Origin of the sequence: Candidatus Villigracilis vicinus (assembly GCF_016702885.1) — a bacterium.
Classification (GTDB): domain Bacteria; phylum Chloroflexota; class Anaerolineae; order Anaerolineales; family Villigracilaceae; genus Villigracilis; species Villigracilis vicinus.
In genome coordinates this window covers 90,086-114,800 of sequence record NZ_JADJDD010000007.1, presented here as the reverse complement: position 1 = coordinate 114,800, position 24,715 = coordinate 90,086, and the positions used below count along the sequence as shown (strand labels likewise).

Below are 24,715 nucleotides of genomic sequence, written 5' to 3'. Positions count from 1 at the left end.
CCACAGGTCTATTTTTAGCTTTCGAACTTAATTTGTCTTACTTGATGTCGAAGTCCTCAGCAGACCAGAACGCGTTGGCGTAACCGGAGCTGGGCGGGAAGACCAAGGTGTCGCTGTAGGCAAAGATGTTCGCGCGGGCATAGAGCGGAATGATGATCACATTGTCGAACATGTACTGCTGGATCTCATCGTAAACGGCTTTGCGTGTCGCGGGATCAGCGCTCTTGAGCGCCTCCAGGAACATGGCATCCAACTCGGGGTCGCAGATATGATAGTTGTTGGAACCAGCCGTGTTTGCAGCACTGGGTACATCGTCGCAGCCGAAGCTATCGCTCGAGTCAGGATCGGGATAGAAGCCGGTTGTGTAGACGGCCATATCGAAGTTACCACGCGGCATGTCGGCACCATCGGTGTAGGAACCGAAGAAGGTACCAGCGGGGAGATGGTTCGGGATGATGTCGATACCGATCTGCTTCAAATCAGATTGAATGGTGAGGACGTTGTCCACACGGCGCTGGGCGGTTGTGGTCTCAATGCCAAGTGAGAACCTGACTTCTTGACCGTCACAAGTACCGGCGCGGATGCCATCGGAGCCGACAGGGTAGCCAGCTTCATCGAGCAGGGCGTTCGCCTGTTCAGGATCGTATGGATAGGGTTCCAACGCGGTGTTGTACCAGTAGGAGTTCGGCCACAGGGAGGCAATAAACGCGGCGTCTTCCACCTGCAGGTAGTTCTTGATGAAACTGAGGCGGTCAATACCCATGGCAATTGCCTTGCGGACGTTGGGATCTTTGAAGGGGCAGAAGCCGTCGACATCACTGATACCAGCACCATCAACACCGGCAACAGTGCCGAGGTTGAAGAACAGGTGCTCAAAGTCAGGGGTGGCATCAACACGGAGTTGAATGCCCTGTGACTCGAGACCCTGAACGGTTGGGATATCGGATTCAGCGAGGTTGACCATCAACTGCACATCGCCAGCCTGGAGGGCGGCAAGACCCGCTTCAGGATCGGGTACGAACTTGATGTTGATATAGTCCAACTTGGCGGGAGTGCCGAAGTAGTTCGGGTTGCGGACGAGGGTCATGTGATCGCCGGGTACCCATTCTTTGATGGCCAACGGACCGCCAGCCCAGGTGGGTTGGTGGATCTGCGGGGTTGGTCTCGAGCCCGGTCTGACCTTCGAAGACGTGAGCGGGGAGCAAGCCACCGCTGAGGTTGTTAGGACCGAGGTTGAAGATGGTCGGCCAGGAAGGATAGAGTTCCGAGAATGTGATCACCACGGTTCTCTCATCAGGCGCTTCGACGCTGGCGATCTTGTCCCAACCGCCGCGGCTGACGGGGGCATTCGCCGGGTCCATCGCAGCCTGCCAGTTGAAGACAAAGTCAGCAGAAGTGATCGGCTCGCCATCGGACCAGAAAATGCAATCCTTGAGCTTGTAGGTGATTGTCAAGCCGTCTTCGGAAACCCCGCCATTTTCGGCGCTTGGGATTTCTTCCGCGGCATAGGGGGATCAGGTTGTTCTGATCATCCCATTTTCCAGGACCAATACCGTACATCTGCCAGATCCAGGCAGAAAAGCTCATGTTGCTGTACTGAGATACAGCCTGATCAGGTTCCTGCTCGAAGGCAATGTTGATGCCTTTTTCGCCGGTTTCAGCAGTGGTGGGGTCCCAGCCGGGTACAGCCGGAGCACAAGCAGCTTCTTCAGCGGCAGCTGGGGCTTCGGTAGCGGCTGCTTCAGTGGCGGGGGCTTCGGTGGCTTCGGGCGCGCCACCGCAGGCGGCGAGCACCATGCTCGCAAGCACCAGCAACGAAAGCAAAGCGAACAGATTTCGTTTCATACGGTTCTCCTCCAATAGAGAGAAATGAAAGTTTTCATTTTGCCGCGCAAAATGATTGGCGATTATACACCTAATACAACTTTACCGGAAAACCAATTCCACCCAGCCCTACTGTAGAAGGGTCTTTTGCCCATACTCCGGGCGTGATTTCCGCGCATTTTGGGCACTTTCCCTCTCTGGTAATGTTGTATTCTTGGATGGTATAACCCCGCCTCTTGACCAAGAGATGACCACATTTTGCACAACAGGTATCTTCATACTCCCCAACCCTCCCCGGCAAATTCCCCGCATAGACAAATTTCAGCCCTGCCTCACGCCCGATCTCTGCTGCACGGATAATTGTCTGCGCGTTGGTATTTTCCGGCTCGGTCATTTTATAGTCTTTATGGAAGGCAGTCACATGCCAGGGAATGTCATTTGAAACTTCCGCCAGGAACCGCGCCGCATCCCACAACTCTTCGTTCGAATCATTGAAGCCGGGTATCACCAGCGTGACTACTTCCACCCATAAACCTGCCGCTTTGCACGTTTTATACCATCCAATGTGCTGAAGTGTCCCGCCAAGTTTGCGATAATTCTTATCGCTCATACACTTGAGGTCAATTTTGTAGGCAGAGAGGTAGGGTGCAAGATAGTCCATCACCTCCTGCGTATTGTTCCCATTGGAAACATATGCACATAGCAGCCCATTTGCCTTTGCTACCTTGAATATCTTAACTGCCCATTCACTGGTGATCAACGGTTCGTTATATGAAGAGACCACCACTGAAGCATTCGTCCGTTGCGCATGAGACAGAACATCCTCCGGCGTCAACTCACGGATGAACTGCGCCGAAACATCCGAAGCAGGGTCGCGCAGGGCTTGCGAGGTCAGCCAATTTTGACAATATCCACAATGATAATCACAACCGAGCATACCGAAGGTCAATGCATTCGAGCCGGGCAATACATGCGAAAACGGCTTCTTCTCGATCGGGTCACTTTGCAATGCTGCCACATAACCGTGCGGCACCATTAACTTGCCACCTTTATTAAAACGAACCTGACAAATTCCGCGTTTGCCCTCGCGAATGAGACAGCGGTGTCCGCAGGCGAAGCAACGCACAGAGTCGTCGGTGAGCTTTTCGTACAGTTCACCTTCCACGGTCAAAGCATCAAGTCGATTTGCCAAGGCACTCATATCATCTATAATATAACCATGTTATCGGTTGTAATACAAGCAGGCGGACAGTCCTCCCGCATGGGTGAGGACAAGGCACTTAAGCCATTTTTGGGAAAACCGCTGATCCAACGCGTGGTTGAACGGCTGAGCCCAATAACTGATGAAATGATCGTAACGACGAATCGCACCGTAGATTATGAATTTCTAAAGTTGCGCCTCGTTACCGACCTCAAACCGGGGCGCGGCGCACTGGGCGGACTCTACACTGCGATCGCATCTGCCAGCCATCCATTCGTAGCCGTGGCAGCCTGCGATATGCCTTTCGCGAGTCAAAACTTCTTTGAAAGCGCATACCGGCTCATCGTTAAGGAAGAGGCGGATGTCATCATCGCCAAGACAGAGGAAGGCTATGAACCCTTCCATGCTCTATATCGCCGTGAGACATGTCTGCCCGCCATCGAAGCTGCGATCAATGAAGATAAATGGAAAGTCATCGCCTGGTTCCCGCAGGCGAAAGTGAGAGAATTATCGCCGGATGAATTGAAATCCTTCGACCCATCCGGCTTATGCTTCTGGAACGTGAACACCCCCGAAGAATTCGGAAAAGCGGAGCAATTAGCAAAATAGGTCACGCTTGAAGCGTGACCTATTTTATTTATCGAACGATCAATACCGGGCAAGGCGCATGCGAGACGACCTTCTGACTTGTACTGCCGAGCAACAAACCCGCCAACCTGCCCAAGCCGCGTGAGCCCATCACGATCACATCACTTTTGCGGACATTCGCAATTTCGAGGATGGCACTGGCTGGGTCGCCTTCAAGAATTTCGGTGTGGATCTCGCAAGGCACCGCACCTACTTCCTTCACAGCTGCATTCAAGATTTCTTCGGCTTCACCCTTGCGGTTGGTGATCACGATCTGCATATTCGGTTCACCAAGATACAAGGGGATCGGGTCGTAGGCGACCACAATGCGAAATTCAACAGGTTTCATCAGGCGCGCCAGTTCGGCGGCTTTGCGAGTGGCGTGGAGGGCGTGCTCTGGAACCGTCCACAGCGAGCAGGATTCTTTCAAACATAGAAGCTCCTTTCGGTGGGGTACAATTTCAGTATATATCTTGTTTGTCTGAAATTCATTTGAGGAGCGTATCCGCATGTCACTAAATCTTGATGTCATTCGTCAGCAATTTCCATCTCTAAACCGCAATGCCATTTTCTTCGACAACCCTGGCGGGACTCAGATCGCAAAACAATCCATCGACCGCATTACAAAATATCTAATTGAAAGCAACGCCAATCATGAAGGTGCATTTGCCACAAGCATTGCTTCTGATGCCGTGCTCGATGAAGCGCACCAAGCCATGGCAGATTTCTACAATGCGCCCTCAGCGAAAGAGATCGTCTTTGGCAATAACATGACCACGCTCACGTTGCATCTCAGCCGCTCCCTTTCTCGTGATTGGAAAGAAGGCGATGAGATCGTGCTGACCCGCCTCGACCACGATGCCAACGTCACGCCGTGGGTCTTAGCTGCACAGGACAAAGGCGTAAAGGTCAACTGGGTGGATTTTGATGTGGAAGATGGCACGCTCAATATGGAAAGCATGCAGAAAGCGCTCGACCGCAAGCCGAAGCTGGTCGCCGTCGGGTATGCCTCCAACTCGCTGGGAACGGTCAACCCGATCGAGAAGATCACCAAAATGGCGCACGATGCAGGCGCACTCGTCTACGTGGATGCCGTTCAATACGCCGTGCATGGTCCGATGGATGTACAAAAGATCGGTTGTGATTTTCTTATCGCCTCATCGTATAAATTTTTCGGTCCGCATGCGGGCATTTTGTATGGGAAGCGCGAACTGCTTGAAAAACTGGTCGCGTACAAAGTGCGCCCTGCCACCAATGAACTGCCCGGCAAGTTCGAAACCGGCACGCAGAATCATGAAGGCATTGCGGGTATCTTGGGTGCCATCGAATACTTCGAATGGCTTGGTAAAGAGTTTGGCGGTCAATACGCCAGCGACTTAAGCAAGCAAGGCTACAGCGGACGCAAACTGCTCCTCAAACAAGCGATGACCGCCGTTCATGCCTATGAATTCGAGTTGAGCCGCGCGCTTCTTTCCGCGCTCGAGGCTGTTCCCAATATCCGCATCTTCGGCAACACCGACGCCCGCCGCCTCGACGAACGCATCGCCACCTTCTCCTTCCGCATCGGCGACATGAATCCGCGCGCGGTGGCGGAGAAACTCGCCGCCGAAAACATCTACGTCTGGGACGGCAACTACTACGCCATCAACGTCTCGGAACGCCTGGGCGTGGAAGACAAAGGCGGCATGGTGCGTGTGGGGGCTGTCCACTACAACACGTTGGATGAAGTTACGAAGTTAGGGGAAGCGTTGAAAAAGATAGCGGGGTAACATTTTATTTTGTCCGGCAACGGTAAGAATTCAACAAAAAAGGTCACGAGGATTTATCTCGCGACCTTTTTTGTTGGCAAAGAGGTTTCTATCCGAATACCACAAAATCCAAAGGTTCCAACAGGAGGCTGTTTTTCGGCGAGACGTGATTGCGTCCATGTAGTTTCTTGAGGCTGGTGATGGCGTATTGTTCGATCACGCGCGAGGAGATCGTCTGTGGGGATTCAGAGAAGTTAGCAAAGACTACTGCGCGTTTGCCGCCATGCGTACGTGTGAAGCCAAGGACATGCTCGTTATCGGTTGGGATAACATCCAACTCGCCGCCTGCAAAGACGTCATTTCCTTTTCTTAATTCGATCATTGCACGGAAGCCGCGGAAGATATGCCCTTCGAGCGAGTGCAGGTTCTTGCGCTTCTCGTACTTCTTCCAATCTGCACGCGGACGATGTACCCAGCGGCTGTCACGTTCGTGGGCAGGGTCGTCGCGGTAGGTGTAATCGTTGAGGGTACCGATCTCATCGCCGAGATAAATAAGAGGAATGCCGCCTACGGTGATGATGATGGCATGGATCAACAAAATGCGGCGAATGGCAAGTTCCACTTCCTTTTCGCCTTCTTCATGCAAGGCTTTTTCAAGCCCAGCCAATGAAGCGCCGGTTCCGCTGATGCGGCAGTCGCCCGTGGCAGGATTTTCCTGAAAGGGAAGTCCGCGCGCAAAACTGCCGGGGAAGCGCCCACGGTAAAACTCATTGAGGAAACGGCGATGGTCATAGCCGTTCATGCCCAGCTGAGCTGCATCTTCATCGGAGAAGGTCCAGCCAATATCATCATGCACGCGGACGTAGTTGACCCAAGCCGTGCCTGATTGCAATTTGAAACGTGATGCCAGCGCCTGTGATAACAGTTTGACCTCACGCGTGGCAAGCGAGTTCCACAACAACGCCATCAAAAGCGGGTTATAGGAAACCTGACATTCTTCGGGGGAGATGTATTTCACGACATCGTCTGGATGAACAATGGCTTCGGATTTAAAGATAAGGGCAGGCGAAGCGATCCGTGCAACGGCATTAAAGGCTTTAATGAGGGTATGCGCCTGCGGAAGATTCTCGCAGTTGGTGCCAAGCTGCTTCCAAATGAAGGCGACCGCATCGAGGCGCAGCACTTCCACACCTTGATTGGCGAGGAAAAGCATCTCTTCTGCCATGCGGTTGAAGACGGCGGGATTGGCGTAGTTCAAGTCCCATTGATAGGAGTGGAAAGTTGTCCAGACCCAATGTTCTTTGCCGTTGATAACGAAGGGAGAAAAAGCACCTGAGTGTTCTTCGGGGAAAATTTCCCTGAGATTCTGCTCGTAGCGGCTGGGCAGCTCACGGCTGGGAAAGATGCGGTAGAAGTCCATGTATTCTTCGTCACCCGCTTTTGCACGTTCCGCCCAGATGTGTTCATCGGAGGTGTGATTGAAGACCAGGTCTACGACAAGGCTGATGCCTGCTTCACGAAAATCGCGTGCGAGGGATGCAAGCTGCTTCATTGTGCCAAGGGGCGGATGCACCTCACGATAACTGCTGACGGCATAGCCGCCGTCGTTCTCGCCATCGGGTGCTTTGAAGAGTGGCATGAGATGAATGTAGGTAAGACCAAGTTCTTTGAAGTAGGGAATCTTTTTGCGAATGCCATCGAGGTTGTTGGCAAAGAGGTCGACATAGCAAATGCCGCCAAGCATTTGGTTCGACTGGAACCAATGTGGGTTTTGTTCGCGGACATCATCCAGCTCGCGCAGGTCTTGCGGACGATTGAACCATGAGCGCGCCATGCTTTCCACCAGGTCTTCGAGGTGATAGAAAAAATCATAACGGTCGCTGTACACTTCGGCATACAATGACAACAACGCCGGGAAGTTCTGCTGCAAACGCGCATTGAACTGTTCCCATGCTTGCGGGTCTTTGGTGATGGAACGCTTGAGAGCCGCTTCGACGCGCGGCAAGATGCGCTTCAGCGATATACGTGCTTCGGTTTCGAGTTGATTGATTTCGAACATCATGATCCTTGCACCGATTGTTCTGCCAGGGCAATGGCACCCAAGACACCTGAGCGATTGCCCAAACCGGGATTGACGATATAGGATTCAATATTTTCAAGAATGGCTGGCGATTGAATATAGCCATTAATCAATTCACGCGTCCGCTGCTGGACCCGGGGCAGGAGATGTGCCAGTGTGCCGACACCGCCGCCGATAATGATGCGCTGCGGAGAAAGGGTCATGGTGTACGTGGTGAGTGCCTGCGCAATATATTCCACCTCCAAGTCCCATGCAGCATGATCGGGGGTCAACAAAGCGCCGCGCATGCCCCAGCGTTTTTCAATGGCAACGCCGGAAGCCAGCCCTTCAAAGCAATCACCGTGAAACGGACAAACGCCTTCGAAGGGGTCTTTCTCCATGTCATGTTTGATGAGGATATGCCCCATCTCCGGGTGGACGAGTCCGTGCAGGAGTTTGCCTTCTACATACGCGCCGCCGCCAATGCCCGTGCCAACGGTCAGATACATGAAGGTTTGCAAGCCTTGTGCCTTGCCCCAACGCCATTCTCCCAAGGCTGCCCCGTTCACATCCGTATCGAAAACGATAGGGATGTCGAACTCTTTGCGCAACATGCCGACCACGTTGGAATTTGTCCAACCGGGTTTAGGCGTGGGCAGGATATGCCCATACATCGGTGACGCCGGGTCGGGGTCGAGCGGACCGAAGCTGGCGAACCCGATGGCAGCGAGGGCACCAAGTTTTTTCTCCTGCTGATGAAAGAAATCCGTGATCTGCGCCATCACCTCTTCCGGAGTGGTTGTGGCAAAGCGCGCCTCGGCGCGGATGTTGTTGGGTCCGTTGCCCACTGCACAAACGAATTTTGTTCCGCCACCTTCAATGGCACCATAATATGCTTCCATAGGTCCTCCAGAAAATAATTTCGTTTTATTGAATCTTTTGCAAAAGTCCCCTCCCTTGTTGAAGGTCAGGCTTCAGCCTACACTCTCTGGAAGAATGGCGGGTTAGTGAAGACCCGCCCTGATGTTTTTCAAAAAGTTATTGACTCGTAAACACAGCCGGTGTGAGTTGATACACATCCAACTGCGTGATTTTCAATTCGCCGCCTTCCGTGAAAAGTTCCAATCCTATGCTGGATGTAGATGGGAAGATCGCATCAGAGACAACTGTCTCGCCGCCGTTTGCAAATACTTCCACAGAACAACGATCCAGCAGGATGTGCAACTGAATGGCATTTTCAAGCGGACTCAATTTTACAACCTGAACGGACGCAAAGGCTTCATGAAAATCGACGATGCCTGATTTGCTTCGGTCAACGATGAGTTCTTGTTTCTGAATATCATAGCGGACAAGAGTTTGCTCGTCCGCGCCAAGGCGTAGTTTGAATCCAAAGGATGTCGCTTGCAGGTTGACCGCAACATTGGCGATGATCTCCAAACAATCACCTCTGATATTTTTCAAAAGATTTTCACCGGGCATCACGGTTTCATCCTGCCAGGGATGATGCTCACCGCGCAGGGTTTGCATTTCTTTGATCGGCACTTGAACGAGGCGCGGACCATCGTTTGTATTCGTAAGACTCAACTCTCGAGGGACGTTGAACATTCCGCGCCAGGTTTCGGTGGGGGTGAGCCGGGCATATTGCCAATTGCTCATCCAGCCCAATACAATACGACGCCCGTTAGGCTCGTCGTTCCAGGATTGAGGCGCATAGAAATCTGCGCCGTAGTCCATCCAGAAAACTGTTTCTTTGGGGTTCTCTGAGGTAAAGGTCTTGCCATCAAAACTTCCAATAAAGTATTGCGTGCCAGAGCCGCCAGCGTAGGCACCGCTGCCAACTCCAACGGTCAGCACCCAGCGTGAGTCTGAGCCGTTGATTGGGAGTTGGAAAAGGTCTGGGGTTTCCCAAACGCCATCGGTGGAGCCGTATCCACCGCCGAAGGATCCGCTTGATTCCCAATGTTTGAGGTCGGGTGAAATATAGAAGAGCACCTGGTCGCCAGCGGCAAGTGCCATTACCCAGTGATCTATATGCCAGAATACTTTCGGGTCGCGGAAGTCAGTCAGGTTGCCAGGGTGCGGCACGACCGGGTTGCCTGCGTATTTTGTCCATGTGCGTCCACGGTCGGTGCTGTAGGCAATGTTCTGATCTTCGACGCGTTTTTTATCGTCGTAGGTATGGTTGTTGTAGGTGAAGATGGCAACCATCGCTTCTTTGCCAAAGCCAGCCGTATTGTTCCAGTCGATCACAGCACTGCCAGAGAAGATCAACCCACGTTCATCGGGATACAACGCGATCGGCAAATGCTGCCAGTTGACCAGGTCTTTGCTGACCGCATGCCCCCAATGCATCGGTCCCCAGACCGTGCTATGCGGATGATATTGATAGAAGAGATGATACTCGCCAGCGTAATACACCAGTCCATTGGGGTCGTTCAACCACATGGACGGCGGTGTAAAGTGAAAGGCGGGGCGGTACGGGTCGCTCATTTCTACAGTTTGATCCAAAAATAGGAATACGGTTGCAAGCTGACTTGCGCATTCAAGGTAATCGGACGGTTTTCAAACAGGTCTTGCCCGCTCTTTTGATATTCTGCCGGGATGTGCGCCACTTGAATCTGCTCGCTCAAGTTGTTGAGAACAAGGATCGATTCGTCCGCATTTTTACGCACATACGCCAATATTGCGGAATTGCCAGCTTCCAGCCACTGCATATCACCGTTCAAAGCGGCATGACCTTTACGGATGGCGATCATCCGCTGCACGGTGCGCAACAAAGAATGCTGTGACTTCATCTGATCGGCAACGTTCACCTTTAGATAGTGATAATTCCCTTGCACCATTTCAGTGAAAGGCGTGCCGGTGGTAAAACCGGCATGCAAAGAATCATCCCATTGCATGGGCGTGCGGACTCCATTTCGATCTGGCAGGTTGAGATTATCGCCCATGCCGATCTCATCACCGTAATAAAGAATGGGCGAGCCGGGCAGAGTGAACAGCAATGAATTGACCAGCTCGATCTTGCGACGGTCATTGTTCAAAATGGGCGCCAGTCTGCGGCGAATGCCCAAATTGAGGATCATCTTTTCTTCGGGCGCATATTCACGCCACATCAACTTGCGCTCTTCATCAGTGACCATTTCCAAGGTCAACTCATCGTGATTGCGCAGGAAGGTCGTCCACTGACAGTTGGCAGGGATGACAGGTGTGTCGTTCAGGATCTTTACAATGGCACTCGCATCGCCCTGCGCCAGCGCCAAATAGATGCGCGGCATGAGCGGGAAGTGAAATGCCATGTGGAATTCATCGCCATTGTCAAAGTACTGGATCAACTCACGCGGCCACTGGTTGCTCTCCGCGAGCATGATCGCGTTGGGGAAATCTGCGTCCATCATGCGGCGCATGCGTTTGAGATAAGCATGTGTTTCGGGCAGGCTTTCGCAATTGGTGCCTTCACGTTCAAAAAGATAAGTAGGCGCATCCACACGGAACCCGTCAATGCCCATACTTAACCAAAAGCGCACCACGTTCAACATTTCGTCCTGCACGTTGGGGTTATCAAAATTCAGGTCTGGCTGGGTCGAGTAAAAACGATGCCAGAAATATTGCCCGGCTTTTTCGTCCCACGTCCAATTCGATGTTTCCACATCCTGAAAGATGATGCGCACGCCCGCGTATTTTTTGTCGTCATCATTCCACACGTAATAATCGCGATAGGGCGAGTTCTTATCGGAGCGGGAAGATTGAAACCACGGATGCGCATCGGATGTGTGATTCAGCACCAGGTCCGTGATGATGCGGATGCCGCGCAAATGCGCCGCCTCGATCAACGCCTTGAGCTGGTCCAGCGACCCGTAGGTTTTATCCACGCTGTAATAGTCGGCAATATCGTAGCCGTCATCACGCAAGGGCGAAGGGTAGATCGGCATGATCCAAATACAATCCACGCCGAGGTCTTTGAGATAGTCAAGCTTCTCGGTCAGACCTTGCAGGTCGCCGTGACCATCGCCATCGCTATCCTTAAATGCGCGGACGGAGATCTGATAAAAAACTGCGTTCTTGTACCAAAGAGAATTATTCATATAAAAAGTGGACTGGTTGCCCAGTCCACTTGTCCATTCGGAAAGTTTAGCCTTTGACTGAGCCCGCCAGCAACCCTCGAACGATATAGCGTTGCAAACTGAAGAATACGATCAACGGAATGATCAGGGAGACGAAAGAGCCAGCCGCTACATCCTGCCAGCCTTCGCCATATTGCCCCAACAACCTAAGCAGACGATAGGTCATTACCGCTTTCTGTTCGCCTACGAAGATAAAGGCGATCAGGTAATCATTCCATACCCACAGGAATTGGAAGATCGCAAAAGAAGCGATCGCCGGGGTGGACATGGGCAAGACCAATTTCCAGAAGATCTGGTAATAGCTGGCACCATCTACTGTGGCGGCTTCGATCAGTTCCTTGGGCAGGGTCATCATGTAGTTGCGCAGAGTGTAGATCGCCAATGGCATTGAGAAGGCACTATGCACAATCCACGCACTGACGTAAGTGCCGGTCAGCTCAATATCAAAGGTTTTTTGAATCCAGACCATTCCACGCAGTACCGGAATAAGGGAGGATTGCAACGGGATAACCATCAATGCCACCAACAGTGCAAAGAAGAACTCCTTGCCTTTGAAGTTCAAAAAGGTGAATGCAAATGCAGCATTGGCAGCGATCATCAACGGCAGTATGGTGGAAGGGACAGCTACAGCAATGGTGTTGACCAGTGAGTCCAACATGCCGCTGGCAAGTGAGTTTTGATAGGCTTCAAACGTCCATGGGGTACTGAGCGGGGCAGCCAACGCCTCCCACCATGGAGAGACTTCAGCAAGATCACGCGGGCGAAGGGAAGTGATCAACAGCCCAAGAGTGGGCGCAGACCACACTGCCACTAATATAAGCATGGCAACCGTGCTGCCCAGACTCGTCCTTCTAAGGAAGTGGTTAACCTTGTTCATCGCAAAGACTCCTGTTGTCGCACTGTCCGAATTTGCAGCCACATCAAAGGCGCGATCAAAACAACCAGAATGGTCACCACCGCAGAGGCAGGACCCAGGTTGGAATTCTCGAAGAACTCTTTGTACCATTCAAAGGCAAGCACACTCGTGGTGAAGTTACCACGTGTCATGGAGAGCACAATATCGAATATCTTCATGACCATGATCAGGATCGTAACGAAAACCGACATGACCGTTCCCCAAACTTGCGGAAGGACCACTCTGAAGAAAACCTGCCATGAATTCGCACCATCCAGTTGGGCAGCTTCCAGGGTCTCTGCAGGCACATTCTTAATGGCTGCTGAGATTACCACCATGGCATACCCGCCCTGCAGCCAGATAATTACAACCATCAACAAAAATGAATTCAAACGTCCCTGGTCAATCGTCAGCCAGGGTTGAGCTTCTCCCCCAAAGAGCTTTACCAACGCATTTAATAAACCAACTTCCGGGCGTCCCGGCGGAACAAACGAATAAAAATACGCCCAAATGGTCGAAGCCGCTACAAAGCTGATCGCCATCGGCATAAAGATCAAAGATTTAAAAACTCTCTCGCGTTTCGGTCCCACCTGATTCGTAAGGGTGGCTGTTGCCGTTCCCACCACCACTGTGGCGGCTGGCACGACCAGTACCCATAAAAAGTTATTGACCAGGATGTCCATAAAACGGTCATCCAAAATACGATCATCCGCTACAAAGACAGCGCCTTCTTCTTTTTTTGTTTCGACCTTGTCAGGTTTTACTTCATCCGTAAAGATCTCTACATAGTTTTGGAACCCAACCCATTCCTTGACATTGTCGCTCTTGAACGACCAGATCACTGTTTGAAAAAGAGGAGCAACAAGAACAAGAATCACCAACAACGCAGCCGGCAATAAAAATGCCATCCAATTGACTTTGCGATAGACGCGCTCTGGCAGCAGGGAAAGCAGGAAGTTTAGCAGCCAAAACACCCCATAACTGGCTGCCACACCGATCACAATGGAAACTAAACCAAAGATTAAATCGCTCATTTCTCAATCTCCATTTTTTGGTTCTTTACCGGCCTTGAGCCGAGTATTTTTTATTGAGCGAGTGCTAAAAGATTATGGCACCGACCCCAAAAATTCAAGAGCCGGTGCCACTATTTTACCTAGTTATAGAACGATTACGGGTACTTGCTATCGATGCGTTCGGCAGCTTCAGCCCAGGTGGCGCGACCGGCAACAAAGTCGGTACCGGCAGCCCAGAACTCGGCGTTCACTTCAGCGGGCATCTGGTCGGAGGCGTCGAAGCCGAAGACCGCAGCATTGGCAAGAGCTTCACCGATCTTCCTCTGCATTTCGTTCGGGTAGAGGGAGGAGTCGAAGGTCTTGTGCGGGGAGAGGTCACCGGTGGCAACCTGATACTTCAACACTTCGGGGCTGAAGATGAAGGCAGCAACCTTGGCAACATCCTGGTCCACATGACCCTGGAAGACGGCGGCGAGGTCACCACCACCGATAACGCCAGCCTGACCACCTTCAGGAGTGGGGATCGGGAAGACATCGAGGTGGCTATAGTCACCAGCTTTGACTTCAGCCTGAATATCTTCGGGCATGAAGGAGACGATGAAGGAGCCCTGGCGGAGCATGAAGCATTGACCTTCAGCAGCGCCATTGGCGAACAAAGCAGCATTGTCACCAAAGCTGGTGGTTGCCATGGCAACACCACCACCGTTTACCTGACCTTCAGCGAGAAGGCGGGCAGAAACGAGGTCAGCAGCAGCGGTGATCTCGGGGGAGGCAAAGTCAACTTCGCCGGAGATCCACTGAGCGTACACTTCCGGACCATTCAAAGACAGAACATACTGTTCCATCCAGTCGGTGAAGGGCCAGCCAGTGGCGCCGCCGGATTCAATACCAGCACACCACGGAGAGCCAGCGCCGTCTGCAATGATCTTAGCTTCGAGGGCAACCAATTCAGCATCGTTAGTGGGAACCGAGTAGCCATTGGCTTCAAAAGCGGAGGGATTGTAGAAAACGAGGGATTTCTGGTTGGCAGAAACGGGAAGACCATAGAGTTTGCCATCCACCACAGCAAGGGTGTCCCAGCCGGGTACCAAAGTGGACTGAGGAATGCTGACATCGATGACTTCATCGAGGGGGACGAGGTTATCAGCAGCAAGAGCCTTCAAACCACCGGGCTGAGGCCACATGGCGATATCGGGTTCCTGACCGGCTTCGATCTTGACTTTGATGTCGGTGTCGAAGCTGGCGAGGGAGGTAAAGGTAACTTCAATCCCATTCGCCTCACCCCATTCAGTCAAAGCTTGTTGGAAGGCAGCAGCCTGAGCTTCGCCATAACCACCAAAGATCTCAACTTTGCCATCGCCTTCGGGGAGGCTGGATTCTTCAGCGGCAGCTTCGGTCGCAGCAGCTTCGGTAGCGGCAGCTTCGGTAGCAGCGGGTTCTTCGGCAGGAGCCTCAGTGGCGGCGGGAGCACACGCGGCAAGAACCAGGGAGGCCAGAATGAGCAAGCTCATTACAGACCATAAGACAGACTTTTTATTCATGGTTTCTCCTCTAATTGTTTTGAAGGTAAGGGTGTGATTTGAATGACCTTGAAAATAGGTTCAGTCAAATTGAAAGTGTTACCTTGAAAGCACTTTCATAGCACAATATAGCACTTTCGGGTACCAGAGTCAATAGGGTAGTTTAATTTTTTAAGTTTTTTTGTGAAAAAAAATACACCCGGAAATTTGGGTCTGGGCACACAGGGTTATAGCGCAAAAAAGCTCAGAACAGGCTGGCAGGCATCGGCTAGGTTGTGAGGCGCGTGATCTTCATCACCTTGCTTTGCAGGTTTTTCAACTCCACCCGCACCCCCGCTTGCATCCATGCCAAGCCAGAGCGGGGTTGTTCAAAGCCTTCGATGCTGTACATGGCTTCGGGGTCGAGCCCGCGCAAATGGATCACAGGGAAACGGAACGGGTCTGGGATGAGCGTACGAAAGACGAACAACACGCCTTCGCTTTTGTCCTTGCTGATGTATTGCACCGCCGAGTAATTATTTTTTTGCGGCGCGATGAGGCGATACTGGTCACCAAATTGGATGATGTGCCGGATCAATTTATACAACTCAATGCACTCGGCTCCCACCTGACGTTCAGCCTGATCCCATTCCAGTAAGTTTCCACCTACGCCGAGAGAGCCGCACATGCTCACATGAAAACGAAACTCAAGCGGCACAGTCTCTTTGCCCCAATCCGTCACCCAGGCTTCCATGGTGATGGCGGGCATGAATTGCGAAAAGCCTTCTTGAATGGACAGTCTCTTCGTCGCTTCGGTGTTATCGCTGACCCAAACCTGATCAGCAAATTGTAAGATGCCGAAATCGGGTCGTCCGCCGCCGCTGGCGCAGCTTTGCCAAATCACATTCGGATGCCGCCGACGCAGTTCACCCCACACGCGATACAACCCATAGACATAACGCACCCACAACTCACGCGGGTCGCCGGGCGCATCTTGCCAGCCGGGTTCACTGGCAGGACGGTTCATGTCCCATTTGATGAAGGCGATGTTGTTCTCGCTGAGAATTTTATCGAGTGTGGTGATGATGTAATCCTGCACATCGGCGCGCGCCATGTTGAGGATGAGTTGATTGCGAGCTTCAGTACGCGCGCGGGTGGGGAAGTGAATCACCCAATCGGGATGAGCGCGATACAAGTCACTATCGGGGTTGACCATTTCCGGCTCAACCCACAAGCCAAAATCCATGCCGAGGTCGTTGACTCGTTTGATCAAGCCGCCGAGCCCATTCGGGAATTTTTTCTTATCGGGGAACCAATCGCCCAGACCGGCATTGTCCCAGTTGCGGTTGTGGAACCAGCCATCGTCCATCACGAAGAGTTCCACGCCCATGTTCGCGGCGATCTCAGCGAGATGTGATTGCGAGGCTTCATCCACGTTGAAGAGAGTCGCTTCCCATGAGTTGTAGAGAATCTTATGCAGTACCTTGCCATGCGGCAAGGAGTTCATTGCGCACATAATCATGGAAGATGCGGCTGGCGGCGCCAAATCCATTCGGGGTGTAGCCGGAGATTGCAGACGGCGTGACGAGCGGTTCATTCGGTTTGAGCTGCCAGGCGAAGTCCCAATCGTTGAGCCCAATGCTCAGGCGGGTGGACGCATATTCAGTGACTTCAGCGGTGATCTTGAAATTACCGCTCCAGGCAAGGGTGCCAAAGAATACATCGCCGTGGTCTTCGCTGGCATTCGTTTCCACCGTAAACCAAGGCACGGCGCGATGACTTGGGATGATCCGTCGGCTTTCAATGACCTTTAAGCCGGGAGTGAGTGTTTCACGCTGCAGGTTGAACTCGTCAATGTGACGCCCATACATGTGTGTGAGTGAATAATCGTCGCCGTGTGGGAGAGTCCATTTGGCGGAGAAGGCGCGTTCGACGAGGATGATATCTGTGCCGAGATTCTCGAGCGTGACCCAGCGTTCGATCAAGTCATATTCTTCATGGATGCGGTAATGGAGAGTCAACTGCAGCGGGTAGGCTGAGTCTTTGAAGCGTAGAGCAAGCTCCGGCTGGGGTGAGGCGCTGGTTTTAAAATCCACAAGAGAAAGAACCACATCCCGCACGCCATCAGCGAAGGTCACTTTGAGAGTCGGGTCAGTATATTTGGTGCCCGCATAGCCAGGATATTCTTCGGGGATGAAATGATCGTATCCATCCGTAGACGCCCAGCCTGATGGTTCGAAAGGCGCGGGATAATCCTTGACGAAGGGCAGACGTTTGCCCCAGTAACAATGCGAGAGCAGGTTGGATTTGTTGAGACCAAAGGCGTAGGCGCTGTGGCGCGTTTCAAGAATCCAATAATTGGGGGAAGTGTGAATAGGCATGGGTGCCTCTTATGTGGTTTGACGTTCGATCAGGTTGAGGGGAAGGTAAATGTGCTGCGTGGTACGAGATGGGTCGGTCAGACGTCCCAAGACCATTTCTGCTGAGAGCTTACCAGACTCATCCAAATGTTGGCGGACGGTGGTGAGGTCGACATAATCTGCCATGTCGATGTCATCGAAGCCGACCACAGCCACATCATCGGGGATGCGCATGTTCAATTGACGCGCCACCTTCATGATGCTCAATGCCTGGTTATCCGACGCGGCAAAGATGGCGGAAGGGCGACCCGGCATGGTCAGCAATTCTTGAGCCGCTTCACGCGAACTTTCATGTGCATAAAATGCCTGCTTGATATTTTTAGCAGGAAGCTGCAAACCGGCATCCTTCAATATGGACTTGAATCCTTCGAGGCGCGAACGCACGGGGTGAATGATATTTCGTTCGGGCGGTTCGATATCGCCAAGGAAGCCGAAGGATTTGTATCCTTTTTGAATGAGGTGCTCGGCGACCAGTCGCCCGCCTTGAAAGTCATCGATCACAATGCTGTTCAACTGTTCGTGTGAGAACTCGATCAGCACCGTTTCCATTTTGTTGCTGATCAGTCGTTTTACATCATGGCTTTCAACAGCCAGCGACATGATGATCAACCCATCCAAATTGCGCATGACCGGGATGGAAGAAAGGTAGCCTTGTAATTGTTCTTCCGAATCGACCGGGTAAATGACCAGCTCATAATTCTCGCGAGAAAGCCTGCCCGCCACGCCGCGCAGGCGTTGCACAAAGGAAGGCGCCGTGAAGAAAGGCGTGATCACGCCAATTCGACCTGTATGCTGCATGGCGCGGGCACGTGCCTCGGCTTTGGGAATAAAACCGAGTTTGTCGATCGCGTTCATGACCACCTGACGGGTGTCAGGGTTGACCTTATCCGGCGAGTTCAACACACGTGAAATGGTAGTAATGCTAACGCCAGAAAGTTCGGCAACGTCGTAAATGGTTGGGGTTTTCTTTGTATTTGTCATAAGGTATGAAAGCTTTATGAAAGCACTTTCAGTGTAACATGAAAACGGCTGGACTTCCAGACAAGTGAAGAAGGTTTTATTTCGGTGACTTGAAAATAGGGGGGGTATTGCCGGGACCCTGCCTGGTCACTTCCACCCAAAGGGAGGCGGCGAGTTCGTAGCCGATGAGATGGTCATGCGGCTTCATCTGCAATCGCAGTGGACCTTTGAACGGCGCGCAACTATATAGATGAAAAGAAGTGCCAGGCACGAGTCCCAATTCACCGATGTAGCCCAACTTTTCGAGGTCATGGGTGCGGACTCGGCTGATGACACAATCAGAACCAGAGGGGACGTCAATCAATGGCATGTCTTTTACAGCGGGCATAACCCCATCTTTGGAAGGAATCGGCTCACCATGCGGGCAGCGTGTGGGGCGACCGGCAAGTTCATCCATACGGTCTTCGATCTCGTCGTTGACTCCTTTTTCGAAGGTGTCTGAAAGTTCGTGGGCGGTTGCCCAGTCGTACTTCATCACTTTGACGAGGAACACTTCGGTAAGGCGATGGCGCCGCAAGGACGGCATGGCGATCTTTTCACCAGCTTCCGTCAGGCGTACGCCGCGATAGGGTTCATGAACAAGGTAGCCAAATTTTTGCAGGCGCTTCACCATGGTGGAGATCGCCTGGGCGGAAGACTCAACATGAGAGCTTAGCAGCGAAAGTGGAACCTGTTCATGATCTTGTTGTAATCGGTAAATCTCTGCGGCATAACGCTGCATGGCGGGGCTTGCTGTCATCGAACTCCAAAAATATCAACCGGGTTGAATGCCGGTTTACAAGGGATATGATGTAATTTTAATACAAATATCTAGATTATTCAGATTTCGAAAATTATACTACGCAGTACATGAGCCAGACCCTAACACTGAGCTTATCTTACCGGAGACCAACATGTTCCAGATCACCCCGCTTAACCCCGCCATCCCCCTTAATGAACGTCAAACCATCATCCGCGATGCCTTCGATCAAGATCGCTCACAAATGACACTCATGCTTGCCCATCAATTGCAGGTTGCAGAAGTGGAGATACTCCGTGCGCTGGAAGGCGACATCGCCCACGAACTCAATGTCATGCGCCGGGAGGAACTCCTCCGTGCATTTGAGCCCCTCGGCAAATTAACCATTATCGTTTCAAACGGTGCGACCACCATTGAAGTGTTTGGTCAGTTTGGCGGGTTCAGTAGTTCACATGGCTTCCTCAACGTCCGCAGTAAATCGCTTGATATGCACATCCGTAGCTGGGAGTTGGGGTCGGTCTTCGCTTTTCGCAAGCCCAGCCATCTCGATAAGCACGAATCGCTATCCTTCCAATTCTTCGACAAACATGGGAATGCCGCCTTCAAGGTCTTTCTCACCTTCGGAGGCAAAGATCCTGCGCCAGAACTTGTTGAAAAATACAAAGAACTTATCCAAACGTTTACGGGGTAAGCTGTTTTGCCCTCACAAAACTCTAGTAAAATTCTATGTAAATCTACATAGTTCTACAGAAATTTACATCTAAAATAACACCCAGAGGTGAGGGCGCACAAAACGCCCTTGCTTCGTTTAATCCCAACAGAAACCTGAAAAGTCAGTGAGATTGTCAGGTTTAGGAAAAGATATGTTCATCAAACGCCTGCAACTCGCCCTCATTCATACTGCCGTCGCCATGACACTCGTCCCCATCAACAGCACGCTCAACCGCGTCATGATCTTCGACCTTGGCATCTCCAAGACGCTCTTCACTCTACTTGCCATCTTTCCTTATTTACTCTCCCCCATTCAGGTTGCCATCGGCTCTTTCTCAGACCGGCATCCCATCTTCGGGTATCGCCGCGCGCCGTACATTCTTGCCGGTCTGATCCTGTGTGTGGTCGGTGTATCCGTCGCCCCGCAGGTTGCCATTCTAATGAGTCAAAACTTTACGCTTGGTGTGATCGCCGGCATCCTCGCTTTTGGATTATGGGGCATGGGCTACAACCTCTCTGCGGTTTCCTATCTTTCGCTTGCCTCTGAACTCTCTGGTGAAAAGGAGCGCGGTAAAACCATAGCAACCATGTTCACCATTATGGTCATCGGTCTCATCGCGACGGGCATCAGCCTCAGCCGGATGGTTCCCACCTTTGACCCTGCCACACTGCAACGCGCCTTCTTCATTGTCGCCGCTTCAGCGCTGACGTTGGGTCTGATCGGACTTATCAAACTCGAACCCCCCTTCAACCGTTCCGCCCCACACTCCAAAGCAGACACTTATACCGTCAAGCAAATGATCGCTGCCATTACAGAGAACCGCGTGGCGAAGATCTTCTTCGTGTACCTGCTGCTGCTGCTCGCCGCCATTTTGAGTCAGGACGTTTTGCTTGAACCCTTCGGCGCCCAAGCCTTCGGTATGACCCTCGAACAGACCTCGCGCATCGTTTCCATTACCAACAGTTTCACCCTCATCGCCTTCATCGTGGCAGGCTTCCTGGATGGACGCGTAAAAAAGAAATATGTTGCCCAAACCGGAAACCTTGCAGCATTGTTTGGTTTCATCGTCATCGTTATCAGCGGATTGATCGCCAGCAAAAGCACCTTTTACATTGGCATTACCCTGCTCGGATTCGGAACCGGCATCTCCACCATTGCCAATCTCTCGCTGATGTTCGACTTAACCGTGCCGGAAAAAGTCGGCTTATACATCGGCGCCTGGGGTTTCTCGAACGGACTCTCGCGGCTTGTGGGTCTGCTTATGGCAGGTGTGGTCGCCGACTTAGCCACCCAAATCACCGGCAACGCTTTGAGCGGATATCTCATTGTCTTTGGTATGGAGGCATTGATGTTATTCATCGCAGCCATCATGTTATATCGTATTGATGTCAGTGTCTTTCAAAAGAAGGCACATGAACCCGGCTTTGCCGAAAAAATCGCACTGACTGCAGAGTAATGCATTGCAAGAGATACGTCCCACTGGAGAACACTAGTCAATTACACCAAGAGATGAACGATGACCAATGATGAATGGCTTTCCCTTGCAGGCGCCGCAAATATGCTTGGAGTGCATCCGAGCACGGTGCGGTTATGGTCCGACAAAGGCATCCTACCCGTTCATAAGACACAGGGCGGGCATCGCCGGTATAAGCGCGGGGAACTGCTCCTTTGGTCAGAATCCAACTCAAAGTCCAGAGAAGAAGCGCTTGAGCCGGAAGGCATGATGCAGGAGATCGTCAAGAACGTCCGCATGCAGATCTCTGAAGGGCGGCTTCAGGAAGAATCCTGGTATCAAAAATTGGATGACGATGCGCGGGCGCAATACCGCCTGAGCGCGCGTTCCTTGTTTCAGGGATTGATGACCTACGCAGCCACCAACGGACGTGAAGCCGAAACAGAAGCCTATGCCATCGGATACGAATATGCCTCCCGCGCGCGGCGCTACAACCTCAGTTATGTCGATGCGGCGAAGGCGTTCCTATTCTTTAGAGATACATTGGTCGAATCGGTCATCAAGGTCTATAACGAAGCAAACATCCCGGCACGACGAGTGACTGAAATGTACACACGCATGCACACCTTTACAGACGATATTCTTATCAGTTTATTGGAAACGTATCGCAAGCTGGAAACTGCAAATCATTAGTAATTGTCTCAAAAACACCGTGTCACCCTGAGGAAGCGTTCTTCGCGACCGAAGGGTCTCTTACACAACAGTAGAGATCCTTCGCTATCGCTCACGCGTGCCTGCTGCACTGTGCAGGCAGGATGACATTTTTGAGATGACTTGTAGTAAAACAGCGTAATAGATTTACTGTAACTGCTGCAAGATCGCAAGCGTTTCAGCCTTGCCCCCATAGCCATTTTCGCCGCCAGGACCTACACATGAGGGACATCCATCTTCACAGGCACACTCGCTCACCAATTCATACGCGCGGCGGATCAACTCAGCATGCAGTTCAAATAATTTTTCACTAAAGCCAATGCCCGCAGGCACAAGGTCATACAGGACGATAGACGGCTGTCCATTGACCGCAGACCAGGCAGGCTCGGCAAAGACTCCCAGATCGCCCGCGTCACACATCAGAAACAACGGCGCGAGGTTGCCAAGCACAAATCCCAAACCCGTTAACCCGCTTCGAATACGTACATTCTGTTCAACCTTGCGATGACAGCTTGGGCACAGCGTGGTGAGATTTTCCAACCGGTTCGCCTGTTCGCGATCCAAGACTCCATTTTGGATGAAAGCACGGAAGGGAGTCTTGTGATGCACATCATGCTCGCGCCGGGTCTCCTCCGCGCCGCATACCTGACATTTGAACTGGTCCCGTTTTCTGACGGCGAGTCTTATCTTTTGCCAATCGGGTCCATAGTCGTTCGGGTCATTGGTCCACAGACCCGCGTCACGCAGACTCTTGAGCGCGGACTCGGAGAGAGTCAGCCAATAGCCCGTGGTCTGCAATTCAGACGGGGGCAAGTCCAACGGTTCCTGCCCGAGGTTTTCATTCGTGAACCAGCGCAATTTGCGGAATCCCACCACCTGGGTGGTGACTTGAATTTCGCCGTATGCCTTTTCCCCGCCGCGCACCACGATCTGATCATTGACAGACAGGATCTGGATCTCGGATTCCTGCTGGGCTTCGGTGAAATAATCCAACCCGACAGGTGTGAGATGAGCAATATGGTTTTCGAGGTCAAGTTGCTGCACGAGATATTGCTGCGCTTCATGCATATAGATCGCGCCGGGATGAACCATCCAATTCGCGGATTCGCCATCCACCGTGCCGACGATGCTCGGTCGTCCGTCGTCCGCGGTGGTGTGCAACACCACGCTTTGCGGAGACGCCGAACGCAGGGAGATATTCGCGGCGGGATAGGCATCTCGCATCCAAAAATATTTTTCGTTCGAGAAATGCGCTTCTTGATTGGAGACCAAGAACTCAAGATACTCGTCTACCAATTCATCGGAAATGGATCCAAAGCCCTCGCCGCGTTGAAAGGGCAGTTCAAACATGGCGCAGCGTAAATGCTCCAAGAGGATCAACAAATGATTCGGGTTGACCAACGCCATTTCCGGTGAACGCTCGAAGAAGTATTCGGGGTGATGCGCCAGGAACTGATCCAGTGGATTCGGCGAAGCGACCAGAATGGACACGGCTGGCAATTCACCACGTCCCGCGCGCCCGGCTTGTTGACGGGTACTGGCGATGGTGCCGGGGTAGCCTACCATCAACGCCGCGCCCAATCCGCCGATGTCGATGCCGAGTTCGAGGGCGTTGGTGGCAACCACAGTTTTGACCGAGCCGTCGCGCAGTCCCTGCTCGATCTCGCGGCGTTGGAGCGGAAGATAACCAGAGCGGTACCCGCGGATCGGATTTTCGATTTTCGCTTTCAGATTTACGATTTGAGTTTGTAAATGAGTCAGAAGAATTTCCACACTACGGCGGGTTCTGGCAAAGACGACTGATTGCACATCATGTTTTAGCAACTCATTCGCCAAACGCACAGCTTCGAGAATGCTGCTTTTGCGCAAGCCAAGCGAAGCGTTGGTGATAGGCGGGTTATATATGATGAAGTGACGTTCACCGCGTGAGGAGCCATCGTTATCCACCAATTCAACGGGTTCTTCGATCAGGGTTTCTGCCAATTCTTTGGGATTTCCAATGGTTGCCGAGGCGAGGATGAACTGCGGATTCGCGCCATAGAATTTCGCCACACGTTTGAGCCTGCGGATGACGTTGGCAACATGTGAGCCGAAGACTCCGCGGTAGGTATGGGCTTCGTCGATGACGATGAATTTGAGATTGGTGAAGAATTCTCCCCAATTGGCGTGGTGCGGCAGGATGCCCGTATGCAGCATGTCGGGATTCGACAACACGATGCGGGCGGTTTTGCGGATGGTGGAGCGATGAGGTTGGGGGGTATCGCCATCATAGATGGCGGGTGTCAGGTTCCAGGTATCAGGTGCCAGGTTGTGGAGCGAAGAAAGTTGATCTTGGGTAAGGGCTTTGGTTGGGAAGAGATATAAAGCGCGTGCTTGTGAGTCCTCGATTAACTTTGCAAGCACGGGCAGGTTGTAGGCGAGGGTCTTTCCGCTGGCTGTGCCTGTGGAAAGAATTACATTACGGTGAGCACGGGCATGAGTCCACGCTGTCAGTTGATGGGAATAGAGCAGGGAAATATTTCGGGACGCTAAGGCTTCTCGAAGCGAAGCAGGCAGATCGGTTGGAAAAGGATGCGTTTGTGCGGCGCGGGGAGGAGTCGTCTGCCAGGCGAAAATATTCGGCGCGGTTTCTTCATCCTGCTTCCAGAGCTCCAGTAATGTCTCAAGCATGGA

The 24,715-nt window shown here is 52.2% G+C and carries 22 protein-coding genes; 5 read left to right on the top strand and 17 right to left on the bottom strand.

From position 1 onward, the window contains the following. Positions 1-37: 37 nt before the first annotated feature. The 4 genes from IPG80_RS07580 to amrS all read right to left on the bottom strand — a co-directional run bounded on the left by IPG80_RS07580 (position 38) and on the right by amrS (position 3,025). Positions 38-1,087 carry an ABC transporter substrate-binding protein gene (locus IPG80_RS07580; RefSeq protein ID WP_345104689.1) on the bottom strand — a complete coding sequence of 350 codons (1,050 nt, stop codon included), beginning with the start codon at positions 1,085-1,087 and terminating at the stop codon, positions 38-40. Then, positions 1,005-1,454 carry an ABC transporter substrate-binding protein gene (locus tag IPG80_RS07575; protein WP_345104687.1) on the bottom strand — a complete coding sequence of 150 codons (450 nt, stop codon included), beginning with the start codon at positions 1,452-1,454 and terminating at the stop codon, positions 1,005-1,007. The genes IPG80_RS07580 and IPG80_RS07575 overlap by 83 nt, the downstream gene beginning before the upstream one ends. Further along, positions 1,387-1,845, bottom strand: coding sequence for a hypothetical protein (locus IPG80_RS07570; RefSeq protein WP_345104684.1), 459 nt, complete (start codon positions 1,843-1,845; stop codon positions 1,387-1,389). The genes IPG80_RS07575 and IPG80_RS07570 overlap by 68 nt, the downstream gene beginning before the upstream one ends. Before the next feature lie 70 nt (positions 1,846-1,915). Next, on the bottom strand, positions 1,916-3,025 hold the full coding sequence (gene amrS, locus IPG80_RS07565) for an AmmeMemoRadiSam system radical SAM enzyme (RefSeq protein WP_345104681.1): 1,110 nt from the start codon (positions 3,023-3,025) through the stop codon (positions 1,916-1,918). Between the two features lie 18 nt (positions 3,026-3,043). Between amrS and IPG80_RS07560 the strand changes: the two genes are divergently transcribed. Then, positions 3,044-3,634, top strand: a complete 591-nt coding sequence (locus tag IPG80_RS07560) for a molybdenum cofactor guanylyltransferase (protein ID WP_345104678.1) — start codon at positions 3,044-3,046, stop codon at positions 3,632-3,634. A 28-nt stretch (positions 3,635-3,662) separates the two neighbouring features. Here the strand turns inward: IPG80_RS07560 and IPG80_RS07555 are convergent, their stop codons facing one another. After that, positions 3,663-4,082 carry a universal stress protein gene (locus IPG80_RS07555; RefSeq protein ID WP_345104676.1) on the bottom strand — a complete coding sequence of 140 codons (420 nt, stop codon included), beginning with the start codon at positions 4,080-4,082 and terminating at the stop codon, positions 3,663-3,665. Positions 4,083-4,161: 79 nt separating this feature from the next. Between IPG80_RS07555 and IPG80_RS07550 the strand changes: the two genes are divergently transcribed. Continuing rightward, a complete protein-coding gene (locus IPG80_RS07550; protein ID WP_345104673.1) occupies positions 4,162-5,421 on the top strand; it encodes a cysteine desulfurase-like protein in 1,260 nt (419 codons plus the stop codon). Positions 5,422-5,509: 88 nt separating this feature from the next. Here the strand turns inward: IPG80_RS07550 and IPG80_RS07545 are convergent, their stop codons facing one another. The 11 genes from IPG80_RS07545 to IPG80_RS07495 form a co-directional block, all read right to left on the bottom strand. Beyond that, the gene (locus tag IPG80_RS07545) at positions 5,510-7,462 is read right to left on the bottom strand and encodes an alpha-amylase family glycosyl hydrolase (RefSeq protein WP_345104670.1); all 1,953 of its coding nucleotides are present in this window, start codon (positions 7,460-7,462) and stop codon (positions 5,510-5,512) included. Then, positions 7,459-8,361, bottom strand: coding sequence for an ROK family protein (locus IPG80_RS07540; protein WP_345104667.1), 903 nt, complete (start codon positions 8,359-8,361; stop codon positions 7,459-7,461). The genes IPG80_RS07545 and IPG80_RS07540 overlap by 4 nt, the downstream gene beginning before the upstream one ends. 136 nt (positions 8,362-8,497) lie before the next feature. After that, the gene (locus tag IPG80_RS07535; protein ID WP_345104664.1) at positions 8,498-9,949 is read right to left on the bottom strand and encodes a glycoside hydrolase family 32 protein; all 1,452 of its coding nucleotides are present in this window, start codon (positions 9,947-9,949) and stop codon (positions 8,498-8,500) included. Positions 9,950-9,951: 2 nt separating this feature from the next. Continuing rightward, a complete protein-coding gene (treS, locus tag IPG80_RS07530) occupies positions 9,952-11,541 on the bottom strand; it encodes a maltose alpha-D-glucosyltransferase (RefSeq protein ID WP_345104661.1) in 1,590 nt (529 codons plus the stop codon). Positions 11,542-11,587: 46 nt separating this feature from the next. Further along, a complete protein-coding gene (locus IPG80_RS07525; protein ID WP_345104658.1) occupies positions 11,588-12,457 on the bottom strand; it encodes a carbohydrate ABC transporter permease in 870 nt (289 codons plus the stop codon). Next, complete coding sequence (locus IPG80_RS07520; RefSeq protein ID WP_345104655.1) at positions 12,454-13,509, bottom strand: sugar ABC transporter permease; 1,056 nt, start codon at positions 13,507-13,509, stop codon at positions 12,454-12,456. Before IPG80_RS07520 ends, IPG80_RS07525 begins: the two co-directional genes overlap by 4 nt. Before the next feature lie 134 nt (positions 13,510-13,643). Continuing rightward, positions 13,644-15,029, bottom strand: coding sequence for an ABC transporter substrate-binding protein (locus IPG80_RS07515; RefSeq protein ID WP_345104653.1), 1,386 nt, complete (start codon positions 15,027-15,029; stop codon positions 13,644-13,646). 247 nt (positions 15,030-15,276) lie between these two features. Beyond that, positions 15,277-16,494 carry an alpha-galactosidase gene (locus IPG80_RS07510; protein WP_345104650.1) on the bottom strand — a complete coding sequence of 406 codons (1,218 nt, stop codon included), beginning with the start codon at positions 16,492-16,494 and terminating at the stop codon, positions 15,277-15,279. Further along, a complete protein-coding gene (locus IPG80_RS07505) occupies positions 16,460-17,368 on the bottom strand; it encodes a glycoside hydrolase family 36 N-terminal domain-containing protein (protein ID WP_345104647.1) in 909 nt (302 codons plus the stop codon). The genes IPG80_RS07510 and IPG80_RS07505 overlap by 35 nt, the downstream gene beginning before the upstream one ends. Positions 17,369-17,377: 9 nt before the next feature. Further along, positions 17,378-18,388 (bottom strand): LacI family DNA-binding transcriptional regulator, encoded by a 1,011-nt coding sequence (locus tag IPG80_RS07500; protein ID WP_345104644.1) that lies wholly within the window; start codon positions 18,386-18,388, stop codon positions 17,378-17,380. A gap of 76 nt (positions 18,389-18,464) precedes the next feature. Continuing rightward, on the bottom strand, positions 18,465-19,166 hold the full coding sequence (locus IPG80_RS07495) for a metal-dependent transcriptional regulator (RefSeq protein ID WP_345104641.1): 702 nt from the start codon (positions 19,164-19,166) through the stop codon (positions 18,465-18,467). Positions 19,167-19,320: 154 nt separating this feature from the next. Here IPG80_RS07495 and IPG80_RS07490 point away from each other — a divergent pair, with 154 nt between their 5' ends. The 3 genes from IPG80_RS07490 to IPG80_RS07480 all read left to right on the top strand — a co-directional run bounded on the left by IPG80_RS07490 (position 19,321) and on the right by IPG80_RS07480 (position 22,024). Continuing rightward, positions 19,321-19,857 (top strand): ChuX/HutX family heme-like substrate-binding protein, encoded by a 537-nt coding sequence (locus IPG80_RS07490; protein ID WP_345104638.1) that lies wholly within the window; start codon positions 19,321-19,323, stop codon positions 19,855-19,857. 172 nt (positions 19,858-20,029) lie between these two features. Further along, on the top strand, positions 20,030-21,334 hold the full coding sequence (locus tag IPG80_RS07485) for a BCD family MFS transporter (RefSeq protein ID WP_345104635.1): 1,305 nt from the start codon (positions 20,030-20,032) through the stop codon (positions 21,332-21,334). A 60-nt stretch (positions 21,335-21,394) separates the two neighbouring features. Continuing rightward, a complete protein-coding gene (locus IPG80_RS07480; RefSeq protein WP_345104632.1) occupies positions 21,395-22,024 on the top strand; it encodes a helix-turn-helix domain-containing protein in 630 nt (209 codons plus the stop codon). Between the two features lie 165 nt (positions 22,025-22,189). On the opposite strand, the gene IPG80_RS07475 is transcribed toward IPG80_RS07480, so the two are convergent. Beyond that, complete coding sequence (locus IPG80_RS07475; protein ID WP_345104629.1) at positions 22,190-24,712, bottom strand: DEAD/DEAH box helicase; 2,523 nt, start codon at positions 24,710-24,712, stop codon at positions 22,190-22,192. Between the last annotated feature and the right edge of the window lie 3 nt (positions 24,713-24,715).

What these genes read in the sequence shown, in the direction of transcription:
- amrS (WP_345104681.1), bottom strand. Translation starts at nt 3,025, where the DNA reads ATGAGTGCCTTGGCAAATCGACTTGATGCTTTGACCGTGGAAGGTGAA.
- IPG80_RS07475 (WP_345104629.1), bottom strand. Translation starts at nt 24,712, where the DNA reads ATGCTTGAGACATTACTGGAGCTCTGGAAGCAGGATGAAGAAACCGCG.
- IPG80_RS07520 (WP_345104655.1), bottom strand. Translation starts at nt 13,509, where the DNA reads ATGAGCGATTTAATCTTTGGTTTAGTTTCCATTGTGATCGGTGTGGCA.
- IPG80_RS07550 (WP_345104673.1), top strand. Translation starts at nt 4,162, where the DNA reads ATGTCACTAAATCTTGATGTCATTCGTCAGCAATTTCCATCTCTAAAC.
- IPG80_RS07570 (WP_345104684.1), bottom strand. Translation starts at nt 1,845, where the DNA reads ATGAAACGAAATCTGTTCGCTTTGCTTTCGTTGCTGGTGCTTGCGAGC.
- treS (WP_345104661.1), bottom strand. Translation starts at nt 11,541, where the DNA reads ATGAATAATTCTCTTTGGTACAAGAACGCAGTTTTTTATCAGATCTCC.
- IPG80_RS07510 (WP_345104650.1), bottom strand. Translation starts at nt 16,494, where the DNA reads ATGAACTCCTTGCCGCATGGCAAGGTACTGCATAAGATTCTCTACAAC.
- IPG80_RS07535 (WP_345104664.1), bottom strand. Translation starts at nt 9,949, where the DNA reads ATGAGCGACCCGTACCGCCCCGCCTTTCACTTTACACCGCCGTCCATG.
- IPG80_RS07525 (WP_345104658.1), bottom strand. Translation starts at nt 12,457, where the DNA reads ATGAACAAGGTTAACCACTTCCTTAGAAGGACGAGTCTGGGCAGCACG.
- IPG80_RS07560 (WP_345104678.1), top strand. Translation starts at nt 3,044, where the DNA reads ATGTTATCGGTTGTAATACAAGCAGGCGGACAGTCCTCCCGCATGGGT.
- IPG80_RS07495 (WP_345104641.1), bottom strand. Translation starts at nt 19,166, where the DNA reads ATGACAGCAAGCCCCGCCATGCAGCGTTATGCCGCAGAGATTTACCGA.
- IPG80_RS07515 (WP_345104653.1), bottom strand. Translation starts at nt 15,029, where the DNA reads ATGAATAAAAAGTCTGTCTTATGGTCTGTAATGAGCTTGCTCATTCTG.
- IPG80_RS07485 (WP_345104635.1), top strand. Translation starts at nt 20,030, where the DNA reads ATGTTCATCAAACGCCTGCAACTCGCCCTCATTCATACTGCCGTCGCC.
- IPG80_RS07480 (WP_345104632.1), top strand. Translation starts at nt 21,395, where the DNA reads ATGACCAATGATGAATGGCTTTCCCTTGCAGGCGCCGCAAATATGCTT.
- IPG80_RS07540 (WP_345104667.1), bottom strand. Translation starts at nt 8,361, where the DNA reads ATGGAAGCATATTATGGTGCCATTGAAGGTGGCGGAACAAAATTCGTT.
- IPG80_RS07545 (WP_345104670.1), bottom strand. Translation starts at nt 7,462, where the DNA reads ATGATGTTCGAAATCAATCAACTCGAAACCGAAGCACGTATATCGCTG.
- IPG80_RS07500 (WP_345104644.1), bottom strand. Translation starts at nt 18,388, where the DNA reads ATGACAAATACAAAGAAAACCCCAACCATTTACGACGTTGCCGAACTT.
- IPG80_RS07505 (WP_345104647.1), bottom strand. Translation starts at nt 17,368, where the DNA reads ATGCCTATTCACACTTCCCCCAATTATTGGATTCTTGAAACGCGCCAC.
- IPG80_RS07580 (WP_345104689.1), bottom strand. Translation starts at nt 1,087, where the DNA reads ATGACCCTCGTCCGCAACCCGAACTACTTCGGCACTCCCGCCAAGTTG.
- IPG80_RS07490 (WP_345104638.1), top strand. Translation starts at nt 19,321, where the DNA reads ATGTTCCAGATCACCCCGCTTAACCCCGCCATCCCCCTTAATGAACGT.